The sequence below is a fragment of the Caulobacter sp. HJHS_5 genome, assembly GCF_056683955.1.
On the sequence record NZ_JBWZNC010000004.1, the window covers coordinates 153574 to 171483 of the forward strand.

The 17910-nt window shown below is 69.2% G+C and carries 17 protein-coding genes, 1 tRNA gene and 1 pseudogene; 7 read left to right on the forward strand and 12 right to left on the reverse strand.

Going from position 1 to position 17910, the window contains the following annotated elements:
- Positions 1–40: 40 nt before the first annotated feature.
- The 3 genes and pseudogenes from ACFLIT_RS09045 to cpdR all read right to left on the reverse strand — a co-directional run.
- Positions 41–226, reverse strand: a pseudogene (locus tag ACFLIT_RS09045) (cold-shock protein); the annotation flags it as partial.
- Positions 227–428: 202 nt separating this feature from the next.
- A tRNA-Val gene (locus ACFLIT_RS09050) sits at positions 429–503 on the reverse strand.
- Positions 504–602: 99 nt separating this feature from the next.
- Positions 603–962 (reverse strand): cell cycle two-component system response regulator CpdR, encoded by a 360-nt coding sequence (gene cpdR, locus ACFLIT_RS09055; RefSeq protein WP_479910892.1) that lies wholly within the window; start codon positions 960–962, stop codon positions 603–605.
- Positions 963–1093: 131 nt separating this feature from the next.
- Between cpdR and ACFLIT_RS09060 the strand changes: the two genes are divergently transcribed.
- Positions 1094–1987, forward strand: a complete 894-nt coding sequence (locus ACFLIT_RS09060; RefSeq protein WP_479910893.1) for an N-formylglutamate amidohydrolase — start codon at positions 1094–1096, stop codon at positions 1985–1987.
- A 10-nt stretch (positions 1988–1997) separates the two neighbouring features.
- On the opposite strand, the gene ACFLIT_RS09065 is transcribed toward ACFLIT_RS09060, so the two are convergent.
- A complete protein-coding gene (locus ACFLIT_RS09065) occupies positions 1998–2801 on the reverse strand; it encodes an energy transducer TonB (RefSeq protein WP_479910894.1) in 804 nt (267 codons plus the stop codon).
- Between the two features lie 611 nt (positions 2802–3412).
- On the opposite strand from ACFLIT_RS09065, the gene ACFLIT_RS09070 reads away from it, so the two are divergent.
- Both ACFLIT_RS09070 and rarD read left to right on the forward strand, forming a co-directional pair.
- Complete coding sequence (locus ACFLIT_RS09070) at positions 3413–4441, forward strand: aspartate-semialdehyde dehydrogenase (protein ID WP_479910895.1); 1029 nt, start codon at positions 3413–3415, stop codon at positions 4439–4441.
- Positions 4442–4538: 97 nt separating this feature from the next.
- On the forward strand, positions 4539–5447 hold the full coding sequence (rarD, locus tag ACFLIT_RS09075) for an EamA family transporter RarD (protein WP_479910896.1): 909 nt from the start codon (positions 4539–4541) through the stop codon (positions 5445–5447).
- Here rarD and ACFLIT_RS09080 read toward each other — a convergent pair.
- The 3 genes from ACFLIT_RS09080 to ACFLIT_RS09090 are packed head-to-tail and all read right to left on the reverse strand — an operon-like array spanning position 5444 to position 7823.
- Entirely contained in the window at positions 5444–6583 is a 1140-nt protein-coding gene (locus tag ACFLIT_RS09080; protein WP_479910897.1) for a serine hydrolase domain-containing protein, read from the reverse strand. The two genes, rarD and ACFLIT_RS09080, sit on opposite strands and share 4 nt — an antisense overlap.
- Entirely contained in the window at positions 6580–7428 is an 849-nt protein-coding gene (locus tag ACFLIT_RS09085; RefSeq protein ID WP_479910898.1) for a pyridoxal kinase, read from the reverse strand. Before ACFLIT_RS09085 ends, ACFLIT_RS09080 begins: the two co-directional genes overlap by 4 nt.
- Positions 7429–7478: 50 nt before the next feature.
- Complete coding sequence (locus ACFLIT_RS09090) at positions 7479–7823, reverse strand: hypothetical protein (RefSeq protein ID WP_479910899.1); 345 nt, start codon at positions 7821–7823, stop codon at positions 7479–7481.
- Positions 7824–8035: 212 nt separating this feature from the next.
- Here ACFLIT_RS09090 and glpD point away from each other — a divergent pair, with 212 nt between their 5' ends.
- Genes glpD through glpK form a run of 3 tightly spaced genes read left to right on the forward strand, consistent with a single transcriptional unit; the run spans position 8036 to position 11960 of the window.
- Positions 8036–9562, forward strand: a complete 1527-nt coding sequence (gene glpD, locus ACFLIT_RS09095) for a glycerol-3-phosphate dehydrogenase (protein ID WP_479910900.1) — start codon at positions 8036–8038, stop codon at positions 9560–9562.
- 53 nt (positions 9563–9615) lie between these two features.
- Positions 9616–10461: an MIP/aquaporin family protein gene (locus ACFLIT_RS09100; protein ID WP_479910901.1), complete on the forward strand. Its 846-nt coding sequence runs from the start codon at positions 9616–9618 to the stop codon at positions 10459–10461.
- An 8-nt stretch (positions 10462–10469) separates the two neighbouring features.
- Positions 10470–11960 carry a glycerol kinase GlpK gene (glpK, locus tag ACFLIT_RS09105; RefSeq protein WP_479910902.1) on the forward strand — a complete coding sequence of 497 codons (1491 nt, stop codon included), beginning with the start codon at positions 10470–10472 and terminating at the stop codon, positions 11958–11960.
- Positions 11961–11962: 2 nt separating this feature from the next.
- Here the strand turns inward: glpK and ACFLIT_RS09110 are convergent, their stop codons facing one another.
- The 4 genes from ACFLIT_RS09110 to ACFLIT_RS09125 all read right to left on the reverse strand — a co-directional run bounded on the left by ACFLIT_RS09110 (position 11963) and on the right by ACFLIT_RS09125 (position 15871).
- Positions 11963–12241 carry a hypothetical protein gene (locus tag ACFLIT_RS09110; RefSeq protein WP_479910903.1) on the reverse strand — a complete coding sequence of 93 codons (279 nt, stop codon included), beginning with the start codon at positions 12239–12241 and terminating at the stop codon, positions 11963–11965.
- A 1-nt stretch (position 12242) separates the two neighbouring features.
- Positions 12243–12686 carry a hypothetical protein gene (locus ACFLIT_RS09115; RefSeq protein ID WP_479910904.1) on the reverse strand — a complete coding sequence of 148 codons (444 nt, stop codon included), beginning with the start codon at positions 12684–12686 and terminating at the stop codon, positions 12243–12245.
- Between the two features lie 222 nt (positions 12687–12908).
- The gene (gene ahcY / locus ACFLIT_RS09120; protein ID WP_479910905.1) at positions 12909–14300 is read right to left on the reverse strand and encodes an adenosylhomocysteinase; all 1392 of its coding nucleotides are present in this window, start codon (positions 14298–14300) and stop codon (positions 12909–12911) included.
- A gap of 92 nt (positions 14301–14392) precedes the next feature.
- Entirely contained in the window at positions 14393–15871 is a 1479-nt protein-coding gene (locus tag ACFLIT_RS09125; RefSeq protein WP_479910906.1) for a CYTH and CHAD domain-containing protein, read from the reverse strand.
- A gap of 123 nt (positions 15872–15994) precedes the next feature.
- Between ACFLIT_RS09125 and ACFLIT_RS09130 the strand changes: the two genes are divergently transcribed.
- A complete protein-coding gene (locus ACFLIT_RS09130) occupies positions 15995–16687 on the forward strand; it encodes an alpha/beta fold hydrolase (protein ID WP_479910907.1) in 693 nt (230 codons plus the stop codon).
- A gap of 191 nt (positions 16688–16878) precedes the next feature.
- Here ACFLIT_RS09130 and rpoH read toward each other — a convergent pair whose 3' ends face one another.
- Positions 16879–17769: an RNA polymerase sigma factor RpoH gene (rpoH, locus tag ACFLIT_RS09135; protein ID WP_479910908.1), complete on the reverse strand. Its 891-nt coding sequence runs from the start codon at positions 17767–17769 to the stop codon at positions 16879–16881.
- Positions 17770–17910 lie beyond the last annotated feature (141 nt).

Consider the following 17910-nt stretch of genomic DNA (forward strand, 5'->3'; position numbering starts at 1 on the left):
CCCTGGCGCGCGGCGGCGCCGCGCCCGTCACCCGCACGTCCACGGCGGTGTCTTTTCCGGACCGGCGGTCGGCGACCACCTCGAACTCGACCTGATCCCCCTCGTTCAGACCGGCCGGGTCGTTGACGCCCGAAGCGTGGACGAAGACGTCCGGCCCGCCGGCGTCGGGGGCGATGAAACCGAACCCCTTCGCCGCATTGAAAAACTTCACCACGCCCGCAGCCATGCTCACGTCTCGCCTTGGCGGCCCCACGCCGCATCGGCGTGAACCTGTTTCAGTCGTTAACGCCTGTCCAGAGGGGAATGCTCAAGACCGCCGATGTCCGTGCATTCCGCCGCGTCGCCATGCCGACTGCGCTCGCGGCGAAGTCGCGAACGAACACCTTCGAACGGAAGGTTGTCGTGCCGGATTTTGAACGGGAAGGAGATGGTGGACGTGACAGGGATTGAACCTGTGACCCCCTCGATGTCAACGAGGTGCTCTCCCGCTGAGCTACACGTCCGCCGGGGCGGTTAGGCCGGGAAGGGTCGGGGATATACCGATGGGGCCGCGCGGGCGCAAGCGCCCATACCGCCCGAGCTTGCGATTCGAGCGCGAGGCTTCAGGCCGCGGCCATCATCCGCTCGACCTCGGTGACGAGGTCACGCAGGTGCACCGGCTTGGACAGCACCTTCGAGCCAGCCGGCGCGCGGTCGGCGGCGGCCAGGGCGACGGCGGCGAAGCCGGTGATGAACATGATGCGCAGGCCCGGCTGGGCGGCGGCGGCCTGACGGGCCACCTCGATGCCGTCGATCCCCGGCATGACGATGTCGGTCAGCAGCAGGTCCCAGGTTTCGCCGAGATAGGCCGTGGCCTCCTCGCCGTCGGCGCAGGCCTGCACCTCGAATCCGGCGCGCTCGAGGGCGCGGGCCAGAAAGCCGCGCAGGCTGTCGTCGTCTTCGGCGAGAAGGATGCGGGGCATGGGTTCGTAAGCTCTATGGGGTCTTGCGGGCGCTTGATCGCAACAGCACCGTAACCCGCCAGACGTAAATCGCCGATAAACCACGGGCCTCCCCGTTGTCGCCGGGACCAGAGACGCTGATAGTGACTCGCATGAGGGATGGAGAACTTCCGCCGGAGGCAGGCGCGGCCTCGATCGAGGCGCCCTACGCCGTGCGGCGGGCGGGGGGCGGCGCGCCGCCCACGCCGCTGGTCTTCGCGTCTCCCCATTCCGGTCGGCTCTATCCGCGGGCGATGCTCGACGCCTCGGCCCTCTCGCCCGACGCCATCCGCGGCTCGGAGGACGCTTTCGTCGACGCCCTGATCGCGGGCGCGCCCGAGGCGGGCGCCACGGTGATCGAGGCGCGCTTCGCCCGCGCCTGGGTCGACCTGAACCGCGAGCCGTGGGAGCTGGATCCCGCGATGTACGAGGACGAGCTGCCGGCCTTCGCCCGCGCCCGCACCGCGCGCGTCGCCGCGGGCCTCGGCGCCATCGCCCGGGTGGTCGGCGAGGGTCGCGAGATCTATGCGCGCAAGCTGACCTTCGCCGAGGCCAAGGCCCGCATCGAGAGCACGCATCGGCCCTATCATGAGGCCCTGACGCGCCTGCTCGCCGAGGCGCGCTCCGCCCACGGCCTCGCCATCCTGATCGACTGGCACTCCATGCCCTCGGCCGCCGCCCGTCGCCAGCGCGGCGGCCCCTGCGACATCGTGCTGGGCGACCGGTTCGGCGCCGCCTGCTCGGCTCGGCTGACCGGCCTGGTCGAGCGTGAGCTGACCGCCATGGGCTACGCCTGCGCCCGCAACGCCCCCTACGCCGGCGGCTACACCACCGAACACTATGGCCGGCCGCACCGGCGCACCCACGCCCTGCAGATCGAAATCAGTCGCGGCCTCTATCTCAATGAGGCCACCCTGGAGCCGACCGAGGGCCTGGAGCGGCTGACGCGCGACTTCGCCCGCCTGGCCGAGGCGCTGGCTCAGGCGGACTGGAGTTCGCTGCGATAGGCTCGGGGCCTTAAGCCCCGCAGTCGACCTTGGCGCAGGCCTTGACCTTGGCGGCCTTGGTCACGTCGTCCAGCTCGAAGGCGATCAGCTTCAGCAAGGGCTCGATCTCGGGGTCGGAGAGGGTCGAGCGGACCGGGCCGGCCTGGACGTTGGGCAGGGCGCGCAGCCGCTTCTCGCCCAGCGCCTGGGCGTAGTAGTCGACGATCAGGCCGCGCAGCGCCGCCTCGTGCTTCTGCACCTCCTCGCGGCCGGCCACGCGGAAGGCGTCGGCCACCGGGCCATCGACCTCGGCTCCGCCGCCCTCGAGGTCGCCCAGCAGGCCGGCCACCAGCCGCCGCAGATAGAGGAAGGTCTCGTCGCCCATCGCCGCGCGCTCGGCCATGGCGGCCACCTCGGCGCTCGGATGCGGCGGCACGGGCGGATGGGACGTGACGGGGGTCGCGCGGGCCTTGAAGTTGACCGGGATGGTCACCTCGGTCGTCGGGTCGGGCTTTCCGTCGATCATCGACGGCTTCACCTTCATATGGGAATAGGCGACGGCCGTGGCCGCCTGGGCGAAACCGAAGCCCTTCGGCGACTCGCTCTCGGCGCGGCAGTCCGTCAGGCTGGTCGAGGCCTCGACCCGGCAGGTGACCACCGCCTGGCCGGAGATTTCGAACATGGTGGCGAGCTTGGGATAGTAGTCCCAGATCTCTTCCAGGGTCGGCTTGGAGACCCAGGCCGGATCGGTGCGCACCTGGGCGGCGGCCGGGATGGCCGCGACGGCCGCGGTCGCGGAAAGGCCCAGGCCCAGCAGAAGTCCGAACGCTCGCATATGTATCCCCTGGTTCGCGGGGATAGCGCGCCCCGCTCCGGCGTCTGTCAACGCGCGCCAGGGTTAAGGCCAAAAAAAAGCGGCGCCAAACGGCGCCGCAGTTCATTAGGGAGGAAACGCCCAGGAAGGGCAGAAGCGGCAGCGCCGCCTCACGAGGAAACATATAGGTTGCGGCGCACAAAACGGCAAGCAGAAAAATTGGACGCCGCTCAAATCAGACGCCGTTAACCGCGAAATCCCCGCACAAAACCCCTTTGGCGACGGGGTTTCTGGCGAAAAGGCGGCGAAGTAACGGCCATGCTGCGGCGCGGCATACTCACCCGCCCGCCCTTTCAAGCGGAACAATTCCCCAAAAAGATCAGCGCCTTGGCTGGACATTGCTCACATTGAGCTAAGCATCGTTTAGATTGGTTCGCGATTCTCGGGCTCCCGGCCACGCGGGAAGGTGCGACGCGCCGTCGCAGGCTTCACCTTTAACCATCGAGCCCCCGGCCGAGCGCGGCGGATCGATGTGGCTCTGCAGCACCGCTGATCCCGCCGCGAACATTCCTCGCCTTGCGCGCGCGGCGCCCCAGGCGTAACGGGACCGCTCGCTGTTTTAGGAGAGTGCGATGGGTTACCGGGTGGCCGTCGTCGGCGCCACGGGCAACGTGGGCCGCGAGATGTTCAACATCCTCGAGGAAGTGAACTTCCCCGTGGACAAGATGCACGCCATCGCCTCGCGCAAGTCCATCGGCGTCGAAGTCGCGTTCGGCGAACAGATCATCAAGTGCGAGGACCTGGAGCAGTTCGACTTCTCCACCGTCGACATCGTGCTGATGAGCGCGGGCGGTTCGATCTCCAAGGCCTGGGGCGAGAAGATCGGCGCCGCCGGCCCGATCGTCATCGACAACTCCTCGCACTTCCGCATGGACCCGGACGTGCCGCTCGTCGTGCCGGAAGTGAACCCGGACGCGGTGAACAGCCTGCCGAAGAACATCATCGCCAACCCGAACTGCTCCACCGCCCAGCTGGTGGTGGTGCTGAAGCCGCTGCACGACGCGGCCAAGATCAAGCGCGTGGTGGTCTCGACCTATCAGTCGGTCTCCGGCGCCGGCAAGGAAGGCATGGACGAGCTCTGGGATCAGACCAAGGACGTCTACATGCTCGGCGCGCGCGAGCCGAAGAAGTTCACCAAGCAGATCGCCTTCAACGTCATCCCCCACATCGACGTCTTCCTCGACGACGGCTTCACCAAGGAAGAGTGGAAGATGACCGCCGAGACCCAGAAGATTCTCGATCCGGCCATCAAGCTGGTGGCCACCGCCGTGCGCGTGCCGGTGATGGTCGGCCACTCGGAAGCGGTGAACATCGAGTTCGAGAACCCGCTCGACGAGGACGAAGCCCGCGACATCCTGCGCGAGGCTCCCGGCGTCGTGGTCATCGATAAGCGCGAGGACGGCGGCTACATCACCCCGAAGGAAGCCCAGGGCGAGTTCCCGGTCTACGTCAGCCGCATCCGCAACGACCCCACCATCGACAACGGCCTGGTGCTGTGGTGCGTGGCCGACAACCTGCGCAAAGGCGCGGCCCTCAACGCCGTGCAGATCGCGGAGCTGCTGCACGAACGAGGCCTGATCAAGCAGGCCGTCCCGGCCTGAACCTGAACGCCGCAACAAGCGGGTCGAATTCTCAGGGCTCCCGGGACACTCCCGGGAGCCCTTTTCATTTGGCGCCAGAGCGCGAAAGACCACGACGATGACCACCACCACGAGTGGACCGAGAGACGAAGGCCGGTCGGCGATCATCGCCGGCGTGGCCAGCTACAGCCTCTGGGGCTTCCTGCCGCTCTACTTCCACCTGCTCTCCAACCTCGGCGTCGGCTCCTGGGAGATGATCGCCCACCGCACCCTGTGGTCGGTGATCTGGGCGGGGCTGCTGGTGATCGTCGCCAGGCAAGGCGGCGAGCTCGCCCGCGTGCTGCGCGAGCCGCGCACCCTGCTGGTGCTGGCCGCCTCCACCGCCGCCATCTTCACCAACTGGAGCGTCTACGTCTTCGCGGTGAACGCCGGCCACGTGCTAGAGACCAGCCTCGGCTACTACATCAACCCCCTGCTCAACATGGCGGCGGGCGCCCTCTTGTTCCGCGAGCGGATCGACCGCTTCGGCCTCGCCGCCATCGCCCTGGCGGCGGTCGGGGTGCTGATCCAGACGGCGGCGCTGGGTCACGTGCCGATCGTTTCCCTGGCCGTCGCGGGCAGCTTCCTGATCTACGCCATCCTCCGGAAGCAGGTGCGCGCCGACGCGCAGACCGGTCTGTTCATTGAGACGGCCTATCTGGCGATCCCCGGCCTGCTTTACGTCCTGTACCTGGAGCGCTCGGGCGCCGGCCACTTCATGGCCGATCCGCGCACCATGCTGCTGTTGCTGCTCGCCGGCCCGGCGACGGTGGCGCCCCTGGCCCTGTTCGCCTGGAGCGCCCGGCGCATGCCGCTCAGCGCCATGGGCTTCCTGCAGTTCCTGGCCCCGACCCTGCAGTTCCTCATCGGCGTGGCGCTCGGCGAGGCCTTCACCCCGATGCGGGCGCTGAGCTTCGCCTTCATCTGGCTGGGCGCGGCGGTGTTCGCCTACGGCGCCTGGCGGCGGGTAAAGGCGGCGGGGGCCTAAAGCAGCGCCTCATACGCCGCGTCGATCAGGGCCACCGCCCGGCGGTCGCCGATCAGCTCGGGCGACTGGCGGTTCATCACATAGGATGCTGAGACGCGGTTCTCGGGGTCGGCGAGCACGCAGCTGCCCCCCCAGCCCGAGTGGCCGAAGGCGGTCTGGCTCGGGCCATAGAACATGTTGGGCGGGTTGCGCAGGAAGCCGGCGGCCCAGGAGACATCGTAGGGCAGCACCTGGTCGGGCCCGGCGATGCGCTCGCGGCTGGCCTCGGCGATGGTCTCGGGCTTCAGCAGCCGCACGCCGTCCAGCATGCCGTCGTTGGCCAGGGCGCCGGCCAGCCGGGCCAGGGCCTCTGAGGTGGCGTGGATGTTGGCCGAGGGGAACTCGGCCTTGCGCCAGGCGTCGGGCGAGCGGGCGCCGCCGGGCGCGGCCCAGCGGGTCATGAAGGCGGCCTTCCGCGCCTCGTTCATCTTGCCGAAGTTGGGCAGGGAGCGCGGGCGCTCGACCTCGGCGAGGCGCGACAGCTCGCTGTCCGGCAGGCCCATCGAAAGATCGAGGCCGAACGGCTCGGCGAGATCCTCGCGCAGCGCCGTGCCCATGGTCCGCCCGTCGACGTGGCGGAAGATCTCACCGGCCACGAAGCCGAACAGGCCGGGCGCATAGCCGCTGGCCGCGCCCGGCGGCCACATCGGCGCCATGGCGGCGACGCGGGCGCAGATGGCGTCCCAGTCGAACCATTCCGACGCGTCCATCGGCTCGGTCAGGCCCGGCAGCCCGGCCTGGTGCGACATGGCCTGGGCGACCGTCACCTCGCCCTTGCCGGCCTGGGCGAACTCCGGCCACACCGAGGCGACCGTCTGGTCGTAGGACAGCTTCCCGGCGTCCACGAGGCGGGCGATCAGGAAGGCCGCCACGGCCTTGGAGCTGGAGAACACCGGCGTCAGGGTCAGCTCGTCGAAGTCCCGCGTATGGGCCTTGTCCGCGAAGCCGCCCCACAGGTCGACGAACACCTGCCCCTCGACCAGGAAGGTGAAGCGGGCGCCGGTCTCCTGGTCGTCAGCGAAACTGCGCTGGAAGACCTCGCGCACGCCCTCGAAGGCGGGCGGGCAGACGCCGCCGATCGATCCTTGCGTGCTCATGCCAGACGCTCCGTTCGCACCGCGGGACTGGACTCCATCAACCGCGCGCCCATGGCGACGATCGGCAGCTCCGGCGCGCCCCAGTCCCGGGCGGCGGCGACGGTCTCGTAGAGCCCGCCGACGGCGTAGGCCAGGGCTTCGGCCGCCTCGCGGCCTTCGACGAGGTGGGCGGCGAACAGGGCGGTCAGCAGGTCGCCGACGCCGTTCGGCGCGTGCGGCAGGCTCGGGTGGGCGGCGAGCCAGGCGTCCTCGCCGTCGACATGGACGACGCCGAGCCCCTCGGCGGTGGGGATCGAGGAGACCAGCACCGGCTTGCCGAGGGAACGGGCGGCCCGCACGGCGCTCTCGGGACCGGCGATCTCCTCGCCCGTCAGATGCTGCAGTTCCCAGGCGTTGGGGGCGATCAGGTCGGCGCGGGGCAGGAGCTGGGCGACCACCGCCTCCGCCACCTCGACCGGCACATAGAGTCCCTTGCCGGCGTCGCCGAGAGTCGGATCGACGATGATGCGGGCGGCGCGGGAGTAGGCGCCATCGCGTGGCGCGGCGCGCACGGCGTCGATGGCGCGGGCGGCGGCCTGGACCTGTTCGGGCGTGCGGAAATAGCCGGTGATCACCGCATCGACCTTGCCGAACAGGCCGTTGGCCTCGATGCCGGTCAGCATGCCCTCGAAGGTTTCGGAGGGGACGGCCGCGCCGCCCGGCGGGCCCCAGCCGGGGTGCCGCCCGAACAGCACGGTGGGAACCACCATGGCGTCGATCTTGAACGGCGCCAGGGCGGCCGCCTGCGCCGAGCCGCCGACGCGGCTGCCGGCGACATGGCTGGAAAGGACGAGCGCGAGGGGCACGCTTCAGGCTTAGCGGAGGCCCGCCGCCCTTTCCAGCCGTTCAGCCAAGATCAGCCGCGACCGCGGCCTTGATCCTTGTCGTCGCCGCGGTGGTCGCGGCGGTCATGGTCGCCTCGGCCGCGCTGGTGATCGCCGCGCTCATCGCTGGGGCCTTCGAAGCCGCCGCCCCGGCGGTCAGGGCCGCGATCGGCGAACTTTCGCGGGCCGGCGTGGTCGTGGCGCCTGGCCTGGCCGGGCTTGGCGGCCTGCGGCTTGGCCGGGCGGTCCGGCTTGGCGGTGCGTTCCTGCACCGGCGGCTTGCGGGTGGGGGCGGGCGTCTGCGCCGAAGCGATGGCCGGCAGCATGGTGAGGGCCGCGACGGCGGCCAGGGCGGTGTTGATGAAGGTCTTGGTCATCGGTTCGGTCCTCTAGGGTTTGGGCATCAGGTCGTTCCTGACGATCCCAAGCTAGGGGCCGCGCGTGGCGCCGCCGCGTCCGGCGATTGTCGCAACATGTCGAGCCGCGCCGAACGTGTGTCGGCCCTTGTCGAGAGCCGGGCGCGACACGCGCGGACATCGAATTCCGCCGCGCGCTTTACAACGCCCCGCTTCCCCCCTCTCCTGTCCGCATGGCGCGGGAAGCGTATGATCTGCTGATCGTCGGGGGCGGCATCAACGGCGTGGGCATCGCGCGCGACGCGGCCGGCCGTGGGCTGAGCGTGCTGCTGGTCGAGCAGGACGACCTGGCCAGCCACACCTCCTCGCGCAGCACCAAGCTGATTCACGGCGGGCTGCGCTATCTCGAGCAGTACGAGTTCCGCCTGGTGCGCGAGGCGCTGCAGGAGCGCGAGCGGCTGTTGAAGATCGCCCCGACCATCGCCTGGCCGCTGCGCTTCGTCCTGCCGCACGACCGCTCGCTGCGGCCGGTCTGGCTGATCCGCGCCGGCCTGTTCCTCTATGACCATATCGGCGGCCGCATCTCCCTGCCGCGTTCTCACGCAGTCCGTTTGCGGGAAGACCCGGTCGGCCGCCCGCTCAAGGCCCGCTTCACGCGCGGCTTCGTCTATTCCGACGCCTGGGTGCAGGACAGCCGCCTGGTGACGCTGAACGCCATGGACGCGGCCGAGCGCGGCGCCGCGATCCGCACCCGCACCCGCCTCATCCACGCCGAACGCGAGAACGGAATCTGGCGCGCCGAGCTGCAGCCGGCCGACGGCCCGGCCGAGACGGTGCGGGCCCACGCCCTGGTCAACGCCGCCGGCCCCTGGGTCGACACCGTGGTGCGCAAGGCGCTGGGGCTGGAGGAGGCCGTGCATGTGCGGATGGTCAAGGGCAGCCACATCGTCGTGCCCCGCCTCTACGACGGCGATCAGGCCTACATCCTGCAGAACGCCGACAAGCGCATCGTCTTCGCCATTCCCTATGAGGACCGCTTCACCCTGATCGGCACCACCGACGAGCCGTTCCAGGGCGACCCGACCAACGTCGAGATCAGCGCCGAGGAGACCGACTACCTCTGCCGGATCATCAACCAGTATTTCGAGCGCCAGATCGCGCCGCCGGACGTGGTCTGGAGCTACGCCGGGGTCCGTCCGCTCTACGACGACGCGGCCGCCAACGCCTCAACCGTCACGCGCGACTACGTCCTGCGGGTCGACGGCGGCGAGGACGGGCACACGCCCCTGCTGTCGATCTACGGCGGCAAGATCACCACCTACCGGCGGCTGGCCGAGCACGCCCTGGAGAAGCTGGTCCGCTACTTCAAGCGCCCCGATCTGCCGGGGCTGAACACGGGCTGGACCGATACCCAGCCCCTGCCGGGCGGCGATATCGACAGCTTCGAGGCCTTCCTCGCCGCCTTCCTCACCCGCCGTCCCTGGCTGCCGGAGGCGCTGGCGAGGCGGCTGGCCCACGCCTACGGCTCGCGCGCGGAACTCCTGCTGGGCGACGCCGGGCGCCTGGAAGACCTCGGCCGCGACTTCGGCGGCGGCCTGACCGAGGCCGAGGCCGACTACCTGATGCGCCACGAATGGGCGCGAACGGCGCAGGACGTGCTGTGGCGGCGATCCAAGCTCGGCCTGCACACTCCGCCCGAGACCGCCGCAGCGCTTGACGCCTGGATGGCGATGCGCGCCAAGCAACTCGCTGCGGCGTGAGTTAGGCGGCTAAGATCGAATAAAGCGCCGGAAGTGCGCGCACGGGGAGTGAAATGACCAAGCCAAGCGGTTGGCGCGCGCTGCGCGGAGAGATGATCTCCGAAGCCGTCGCCATGTTCATCATCATCTCATTCGGCTGCTCGGTGGCGGCCATGTACACGCTCTACGATCCGAGCCCGTATCAGAACGCCTACTGGGGCGTCTGCATCGCCTGGGGCCTCTCCGTCACCATCGCCATCTATGTCACCGGCGCGGTCTCGGGCACTCACGCCAACCCCGCCGTCACCCTGGCCCTGGCGGTCTATCGCGGCTTTCCGTGGAAGAAGGTTCCGCTCTACATGATCGCCCAGGTCATCGGCGCCTTCCTCGGGGCGGCCGTGGTCTACCTGCTCTTCTCGCCGGTGATCGATCACTACAACACAGCCCAGCACCTGACGCGCGCCGGCGACGGCGGGGCGGCCGGCGTTTTCTTCACCCACCCCGGCCTGGCGATCACCCCGATGCGGGCGCTGGTCAACGAGATCGTCCTCACCGCCTTCCTGCTGCTCGGCATCTTCGCGATCACCGAGGAGTGGAACACCATGGCCCCGATGGCCAACTCCGGCGCCCTCATCATCGGCCTGCTGGTCGCCCTGATCGGCTCGTCGATGGGTTATCTCGAAGCCTGGGCCATCAACCCCGCCCGCGACTTCGGCCCCCGCGCCTTCGCCTATCTGATGGGCTGGGACGCGCAGGCCTTCCCGTCACCCGGAAACTACTGGTGGATCCCCATCGTCGGCCCGCTGATCGGCGGCCTCGTCGGCGGCGGCGCCTATCAGGTGCTGATCCGCCCCTACCTGCCCCCGAAGACCGCCCGCGTGCAGCAACAGGCCGAGCCCGCCACCGGCGCGCCGAACTGAGGACGACCATGAGCGAGACCTACATCGGCGCCATCGACCAGGGCACCACCTCCAGCCGCTTCATAGTGTTCAACAGCGCGGGCGACATCGTCTCCGTCGCCCAGCAGGAGCACGAGCAGATCTATCCGCAGCCGGGCTGGGTGGAGCACGACGCGGCGGAAATCTGGCGCAACACCGAGGCCATGATCGCCAAGGCCTTGGAGCAGAAGGGGCTGAAGCCGTCCGACCTCGCGGCCGTGGGCATCACCAACCAGCGTGAGACCACCGTGGTCTGGGACCGCAAGACCGGCGAGCCGGTGTGCAACGCCCTGGTCTGGCAGGACACTCGTGTCGACGTCCTGGCCCGCGACTACGCCCGCGACGGCGGGGCCGACCGCTTCCGCGCGGTGACGGGCCTGCCGCTGGCCAGCTACTTCAGCGGCCTGAAGCTGCAGTGGGTGCTCGACAACACGCCCGGCCTGCGCGCCCGCGCCGAGGCCGGCGAGATCGCCTTCGGCACCATCGACAGCTGGCTGGTCTGGAACCTGACCGGCGGCGCCGAGCACCTGACCGACGTCACCAACGCCAGCCGCACCCAGCTGATGAACCTCGCAACCCTCGACTGGGACGAGGGCATGCTCGCGGCCCTCAAGATTCCGCGCGCGGTGTTGCCGCGCATCGCGCCGTCCTCCCAGGTCTATGCCGAGGCGACCGGCGTGCTGGCCGGGGCCAAGATCGCCGGCATCCTGGGCGACCAGCAGGCCGCTCTCGTGGGCCAGGTGTGCTTCGCCCCGGGCGAGGCCAAGAACACCTACGGCACCGGCTGCTTCATGCTGATGCACACCGGAACCGAGCCGGTGCAGTCGACCGCCGGCCTGCTGACCACCGTCGCCTACCAGTTCGGCGACGCCGCGCCCTGCTATGCCCTGGAAGGCTCGGTGGCGATCAGCGGCGCCCTGATCCAGTGGCTGCGCGACAACCTCGGCCTCATCAAGACCAGCCCCGAGATCGAAGACCTCGCCAAGACGGTCGAAGACAACGGCGACGTCTACATCGTGCCCGCCTTCTCCGGCCTCTACGCCCCCTACTGGCGCGACGACGCGCGCGGCGTCATCGCCGGCCTGACCCGCTACGCCCGCGCCGGCCACTTCGCCCGCGCCGCGCTCGAGGCCGTGGCCTACCAGACCCGCGACGTGGTCGAGGCGATGGAGAAGGACAGCGGCATCGCCCTGACGGAACTGCGCGCCGACGGCGGCATGGTTGGCAACCACCTGCTGATGCAGTTCCAGGCCGACATCCTCAATCTGCCCGTCGTGCGCCCGGAAGTGGCCGAGACCACCGCCCTCGGCGCCGCCTACGCCGCCGGCCTGGCGGTGGGCGTCTGGAAGACTCCCAGCGACCTCGCCGCCAACTGGAAAGCTTCGCAGCGCTGGGAGCCCCGAATGGCGGAGGACAGGCGGACCGCGCTCTACAAGAGCTGGAAGAAAGCCGTGGGCCGCTCCTTCGATTGGGTCGTCTGACGTCAGGATTGGCGCTCCGAACGAGCCCAGAGCGCGAACTTCAGCACCACCAGGGCGGCCAACCACAGGCAAGCGACGACCCGCAACGGCGTCGCGGCGGCGGGCAGGTGATGGCTCGCCACCAGCAGGGCGACGAACCCGGCCCCGCCCACCAGGCTGACCAGCAGGCGCGCGGCGAGGTTGCGCTCTCGCCGGCGCGGCCGGGGCTTTGCAGGCGGACGCCGGGGTGCGTCCGCCTGCGTCGCCAGGTCGATGATCCACCAGTCGGAGGGGCGGATCATCTCACGCCGCCTTCAGCATGCGGGGACAGGCGTGGCGGCGGGCGAGGTAGAGATCGCGGCGCACGCCATGCAGGCGACGTTCGACGTGGTAACCGTGCGCGTCCAGCAGATGCGCCACCAGCCGGGCGCTGATCGGCAGGCCGCACTGGAAGATCAGCGCGCCGCCCTCATGCACGTGCGGCCCTTCGGCGAGCAGTCGTTCCAGCGCTTCAGCGTCGCAGGTATGGGCCACGACCACGGCGTCGGGCTGTTCCGACGGTCCGTGCCCCGAGCGCTGATAGCCGACCTGCTCGAACCCGTGGCGACAGAGCCAGAGCAGGGCCGAAAGGCCGCTGGGTCCGGTGACGCGGATGACGCTGGACTTTCGGATGTCCGCCGCCTCGAACAACCCGATCAGGTCATGCGCGCGGGAAAGGCCTTGGGGGGATGGGACAGCCTGGGGCATGCGCCGCCGACGCTCCTTTGACGAGGGCGCCCGGCGCCCCCTGTTGAAGGCCGGCAGGATCGCGCCGAAGCGCGTAAGCGATCGATGTGGAAGACGCGCGGCGGCATAAGCGCCGCATCAAGGCCGCCGCCCCGCCTACTCCGCAGACGGCGGCCGAAGTCGGCAAACGAAAACGGCGGGGCTTTCGCCCCGCCGCCTCGGATACCGCGATCGCCGGACCGCTTAGTAGCGGTAGTGTTCCGGCTTGAAGGGCCCCTCGACCGGCACCGAGATGTAGTCGGCCTGTTCCTTCTTGAGCGTGGTCAGCTTGGCGCCGAGCTTCTCGAGGTGGAGGAAGGCGACCTTCTCGTCGAGGTGCTTCGGCAGGGTGTAGACCGCGTTCTCGTACTTGGCGCGGTTGGTCCACAGTTCGATCTGGGCCAGGGTCTGGTTGGTGAACGAGGCCGACATCACGAAGCTGGGGTGGCCGGTGGCGTTGCCCAGGTTCACCAGGCGGCCTTCCGACAGCAGGATGATCTTCTTGCCGTCCGGGAACTCGACGTGGTGCACCTGCGGCTTGATCTCGTCCCACTTGAAGTTCTTCAGGCCGGCGACCTGAATCTCCGAGTCGAAGTGACCGATGTTGCAGACGATGGCGTTGTTCTTCATCGCCCGCATGTGCTCGACGGTGATGACGTCCTTGTTGCCGGTGGCGGTGACGAAGATGTCGGCCTTGCCGGCCACGTCTTCCAGCGTCTGGACGTCATAGCCTTCCATCGCCGCCTGCAGGGCGCAGATCGGGTCGATCTCGGTGACGATCACGCGGGCGCCGCCCTGGCGCAGCGAGGCGGCCGAGCCCTTGCCCACGTCGCCGTAGCCGCAGACCACGGCGACCTTGCCCGACAGCATCACGTCGGTGCCGCGGCGGATGGCGTCCACCAGGCTCTCGCGGCAGCCGTAGAGGTTGTCGAACTTCGACTTGGTGACGCTGTCGTTGACGTTGATGCCGGGGAACGGCAGCTCGCCCTTGGCGGCCATCTGGTACAGGCGGTGCACGCCCGTGGTGGTTTCTTCCGAGACGCCGGTGATGGCGTTGCGGATGGCGGTGTAGAAGCCCGGCTTTTCCTTCAGGTAGCGCTTCATCACCGCGTAGAGCGCTTCTTCTTCCTCGTTGGTCGGGTTGTCGAGGATCGAGGGGTCCTTCTCGGCCTTCGGGCCGAGCACGCAGAGCAGCGTGGCGTCGCCGCCGTCGTCGAGGATCAGGTTCGGGTAGCCGCCGTCGTGCCACTCGAAGATCTTGTGGGCGTAATCCCAGTACTCGACCAGCGTCTCGCCCTTCACAGCGAACACCGGCGTGCCCTTGGCGGCGATGGCCGCGGCGGCCTGATCCTGGGTCGAGAAGATGTTGCACGAGGCCCAGCGCACTTCGGCGCCCAGCGCCTGCAGGGTCTCGATCAGCACCGCCGTCTGGATGGTCATGTGCAGCGAGCCGGCGATGCGGGCGCCCTTCAGCACCTGATCCTTGCCGAACTCGGCGCGCGTGGCCATCAGGCCGGGCATTTCGGTTTCGGCGATGAGGATTTCCTTGCGGCCCCAATCGGCGAGCGAGATGTCCTTGACGATGTAGTCGGCCATGAGCGGCGGGCTCCTATGAAGGTGTGAGCCGTCTATAACCGCGCGTCGGAATCCTCGCAACGCGATATAAGGATATCTTTATGTGAGGCCGCTCAGCGCCAGAACGGCTTGTCGGCGAACATCTCGTCCCACGCGGCCTGGGCGGCCTTGAGGCGCCTGGCCTCGCGGCGCGGGTCGGGCGCGAAGGCGGCGCCGGCGGCGAAGGCGGCCTCGGCGTTTCCACTGGCGGCGGCCAGGCGATGGGCGATCCGACGGCCGACCGCGTCGTCATTCAACAAGCCGAGGCGCTCCTGCGCCTGCTTGAAGGCGGCGGTCATCCGCTTGCGGCGCTTGGGGTGCTCGTCGAACAGGGCGGCGAAGGCGTCGGCGGCGTAGCGCAGCTTCTTGATCTTGATGCGCTCGTGGTGGCGCTGCTCGACCGGCAGGGCGCCGAGATCTTCCTTGGGATCGAGCTTGGACAGGCGCTTGTCCAGCGCTTCGGCGGCGAACTCGGCGATCGGCCGCTCGCGCAACTGACGGATGTCGCGCGCCGGGCTGCGTCGCCAGCGACCGACCGTCAGCCACTCGGCGATCTTCAGCGGCAGGGCGCGGCGACGGGGCGAGTCCAGAGCCTCCTGCAGACGCGCGCGGGCGGCGGCGCGCGCCGCCTCCAGCACGCCGTGGAAGGCCGCATCGGCGTCGGCGACGGACTCGGCCAGGACGTCGAGGTCGCGCATCTCGTCGAGCGCGTGGGCCAGCCATTTCAATTCGGAGGCCATGCGCTCGGACTCGGCGTCGACCAGCATGGCCTTGAAGGTCGATCTGGCGCTGCGCAGGCGGCGCAGGCCGACGCGCAGGTCGTGAACCCCCTTGGGCGTGATCTCGGCCGCAAGTTCGGCGCAGGCGCCGGCGATGTCGGCCAGGGCCGCCTCGCCGATGGCCGCAAAGGCGGTCGCCGTGTCCATGCTCGGCTTGATCACCGCCCGCTCACGCTTGGCGCCGTCGACCAGGCGAAAGCCCCGGCCGCCCTTGGTCTCGAAGGCCAGCTCCACCGGCCGCCGGCGCTGCATCAGGCGGCGGCCGAGGGCGAACAGGGCGGACGGCGAGCCGCGCAGCAGTTCGAGCTCGATCTCGCAGATCGTCTCCCGCCGGTCGCCGCCCTCCACCCAGCCGGTGTCGAGGCAGATTTCGACCTGCGAGGCGCCTTGCATGACGACGGCCTTGCGGCGGCGAACCTCGACGGTGAACAGCGGCTCCACCGCCGCGCCGTCCAGCACCGCGGCGGCGGGGGTTTCGGCGAGGGCGGCGGCGTCGATCCCCGGCCCTTCGACGGCCTGCTCGTACTCGGCGCGAGCGAAGCCGCCTTCCGGCGAGCCTTTCAGCGTCTGGATCCTGGTCTTGCCGTCGTCGCGGATGCGCAGGGCCATGCCTGCGGCGGACAGCCGACGGTCCGGCGTGTCGAAGTAGGTCGAGACCAGGGTCTTGCCCTTGCCCTGGGCCGCGTCCGCCGGAGCGAAGGCGGCCCAGACCGCCTCGGCGCGCTCCGGCGGGACCGCGAACTTCAGCTCGATTTCCTGCGCGGTCTCGCCCAAGTCATCCCCGCTTATTGACGGTTCTGCGAAGGGCTAGGGCAAAGTTCGGGCGGCATCTACCGTGGCGGCCGGTAAATTTTCGGGGTGACGGCGCCAAACCCCGCCCATCGGAGTTCGCCCTTCATGACACCCATCGTTCTGATCCCCGGCCTCGTCTGCACCGCCGAACTCTTTGGGCCCCAGGTCGCCGCGCTCTGGCCGCACGGCCCGGTCACCGTCGCCTCCACGCTGGAAGGCGACACCATCCCGGCCATCGCCGCCGCCATCCTGGCCTCGGCGCCGCCGCGCTTCGCCCTCGGCGGCCTGTCGATGGGCGGCTACATCGCGCTGGAGATCATGCGCCAGTCGCCGGACCGGGTGACCAAACTCGCCCTGCTCGACACCGCCGCCCGCCCGGAACCGCCGGAAGGCCCGGCCAAGCGGCGCGCGCTCATCGCCCGCGCCCGCGATGGCGACTTCGAAGGAGTGCTGCAGGAGATGATGCCGAACCTCGTCGCCCCCGCGCACAAGGGCGACTCAGCGTTGATCGGCCGGCTCGTCGACATGGGTCTGGCCATCGGCGCCGAAGGCTTCGCCCGCCAGCAGGAGGCGATCATCAGTCGGCCGGACAGTCGCCCGTCCCTGCCGCGGATCGCCGTCCCGACGCTGGTGCTCGTCGGCGCGCAGGACGCCGTGACGCCGCCGGATCGCGCCGAGGAGATGGCGGCGGCGATCCCCGGCGCGAACCTCGTCGTCATCGACGACTGCGGACACATCTCGACGCTGGAGCAGCCGAACGCCGTCAACCGCACCCTGGTCGAATGGATCAAGGACTGAGCGCCCACGCACCCAACCTCGTCATCCTGAGCGGGCCGCTGGGCGGCCCAGTCGAAGGACGCACGGCGGCGATGCAATGCGTCCTTCGACACGCGGCCTGCGGCCGCTGCTCAGGATGACAGGCGCTTTGGCGAATAGAAAAAGGGCGCGGATTGCTCCGCGCCCTTCGCCGTTCGATGTGTCGCTGAAGCCTAGGCTTCGACGAGGTTCTGCTCCAGCGCGGCGGCCTTCATCGCCTTCTGCAGCTTTTCGAAGGCCCGGACCTCGATCTGGCGGACCCGCTCGCGGCTGACGCCGTACTCGGAGGCCAGTTCTTCCAGGGTGGTCGGATCGTCCTTCAGCCGCCGCTCGGTGAGGATGTGACGCTCGCGGTCGGAGAGTTCGGACATGGCTTCCTCGAGGAGGCTCATGCGCACCGACTTCTCCTCGCTTTCCGCGAAGGCGGTCTCCTGGCTCACCTGGTTGTCGTCGGCCAGCCAATCCTGCCACTCGCTCTCGCCGTCCGTGCGCAGGGGCGCGTTCAGCGAAGCGTCCGGTCCAGAGAGCCGGCGGTTCATGCTGATCACTTCGTCGTCGAGCACGCCGAGCTTGGTGGCGATGTGGCTGACCTGTTCCGGACGCAGGTCGCCCTCGCCGAAGGCGCTGATCTCGGCCTTCGCCTTGCGCAGGTTGAAGAACAGCTTCTTCTGGGCGGCGGTGGTGCCCATCTTCACCAGACTCCACGAGCGCAGGATGTATTCCTGGATCGAGGCGCGGATCCACCACATGGCGTAGGTCGCCAGGCGGAAACCCTTGTCCGGTTCGAACTTCTTCACGGCCTGCATCAGGCCGACGTTGCCTTCCGAGATCACTTCGCCGATCGGCAGGCCGTAGCCGCGATAGCCCATGGCGATCTTGGCCACGAGGCGAAGGTGCGAAGTCACCATGCGGTGGGCGGCCTCGGAATCTTGATGCTCCTTCCAGCGCTGGGCGAGCATGAACTCCTCGTCCTTCGCCAGCATCGGAAACTTGCGAATCTCGGTGAGGTAGCGCGACAGGCCGCCGTCCGGCGACATCACGGAAAGAGTGGTAGCGTTGGCCATGACTTTACTCCCCACACCTACTTGGACGCGCCGAATGCAGCGTCCTTCCCCAATCGGACAACGAACTAGATAGGAAGCCGATGCGTCCGGTTTAAGGCCATGACGCAATTGTAATCCTGGGCTCGACCCCAGAATTGCTAC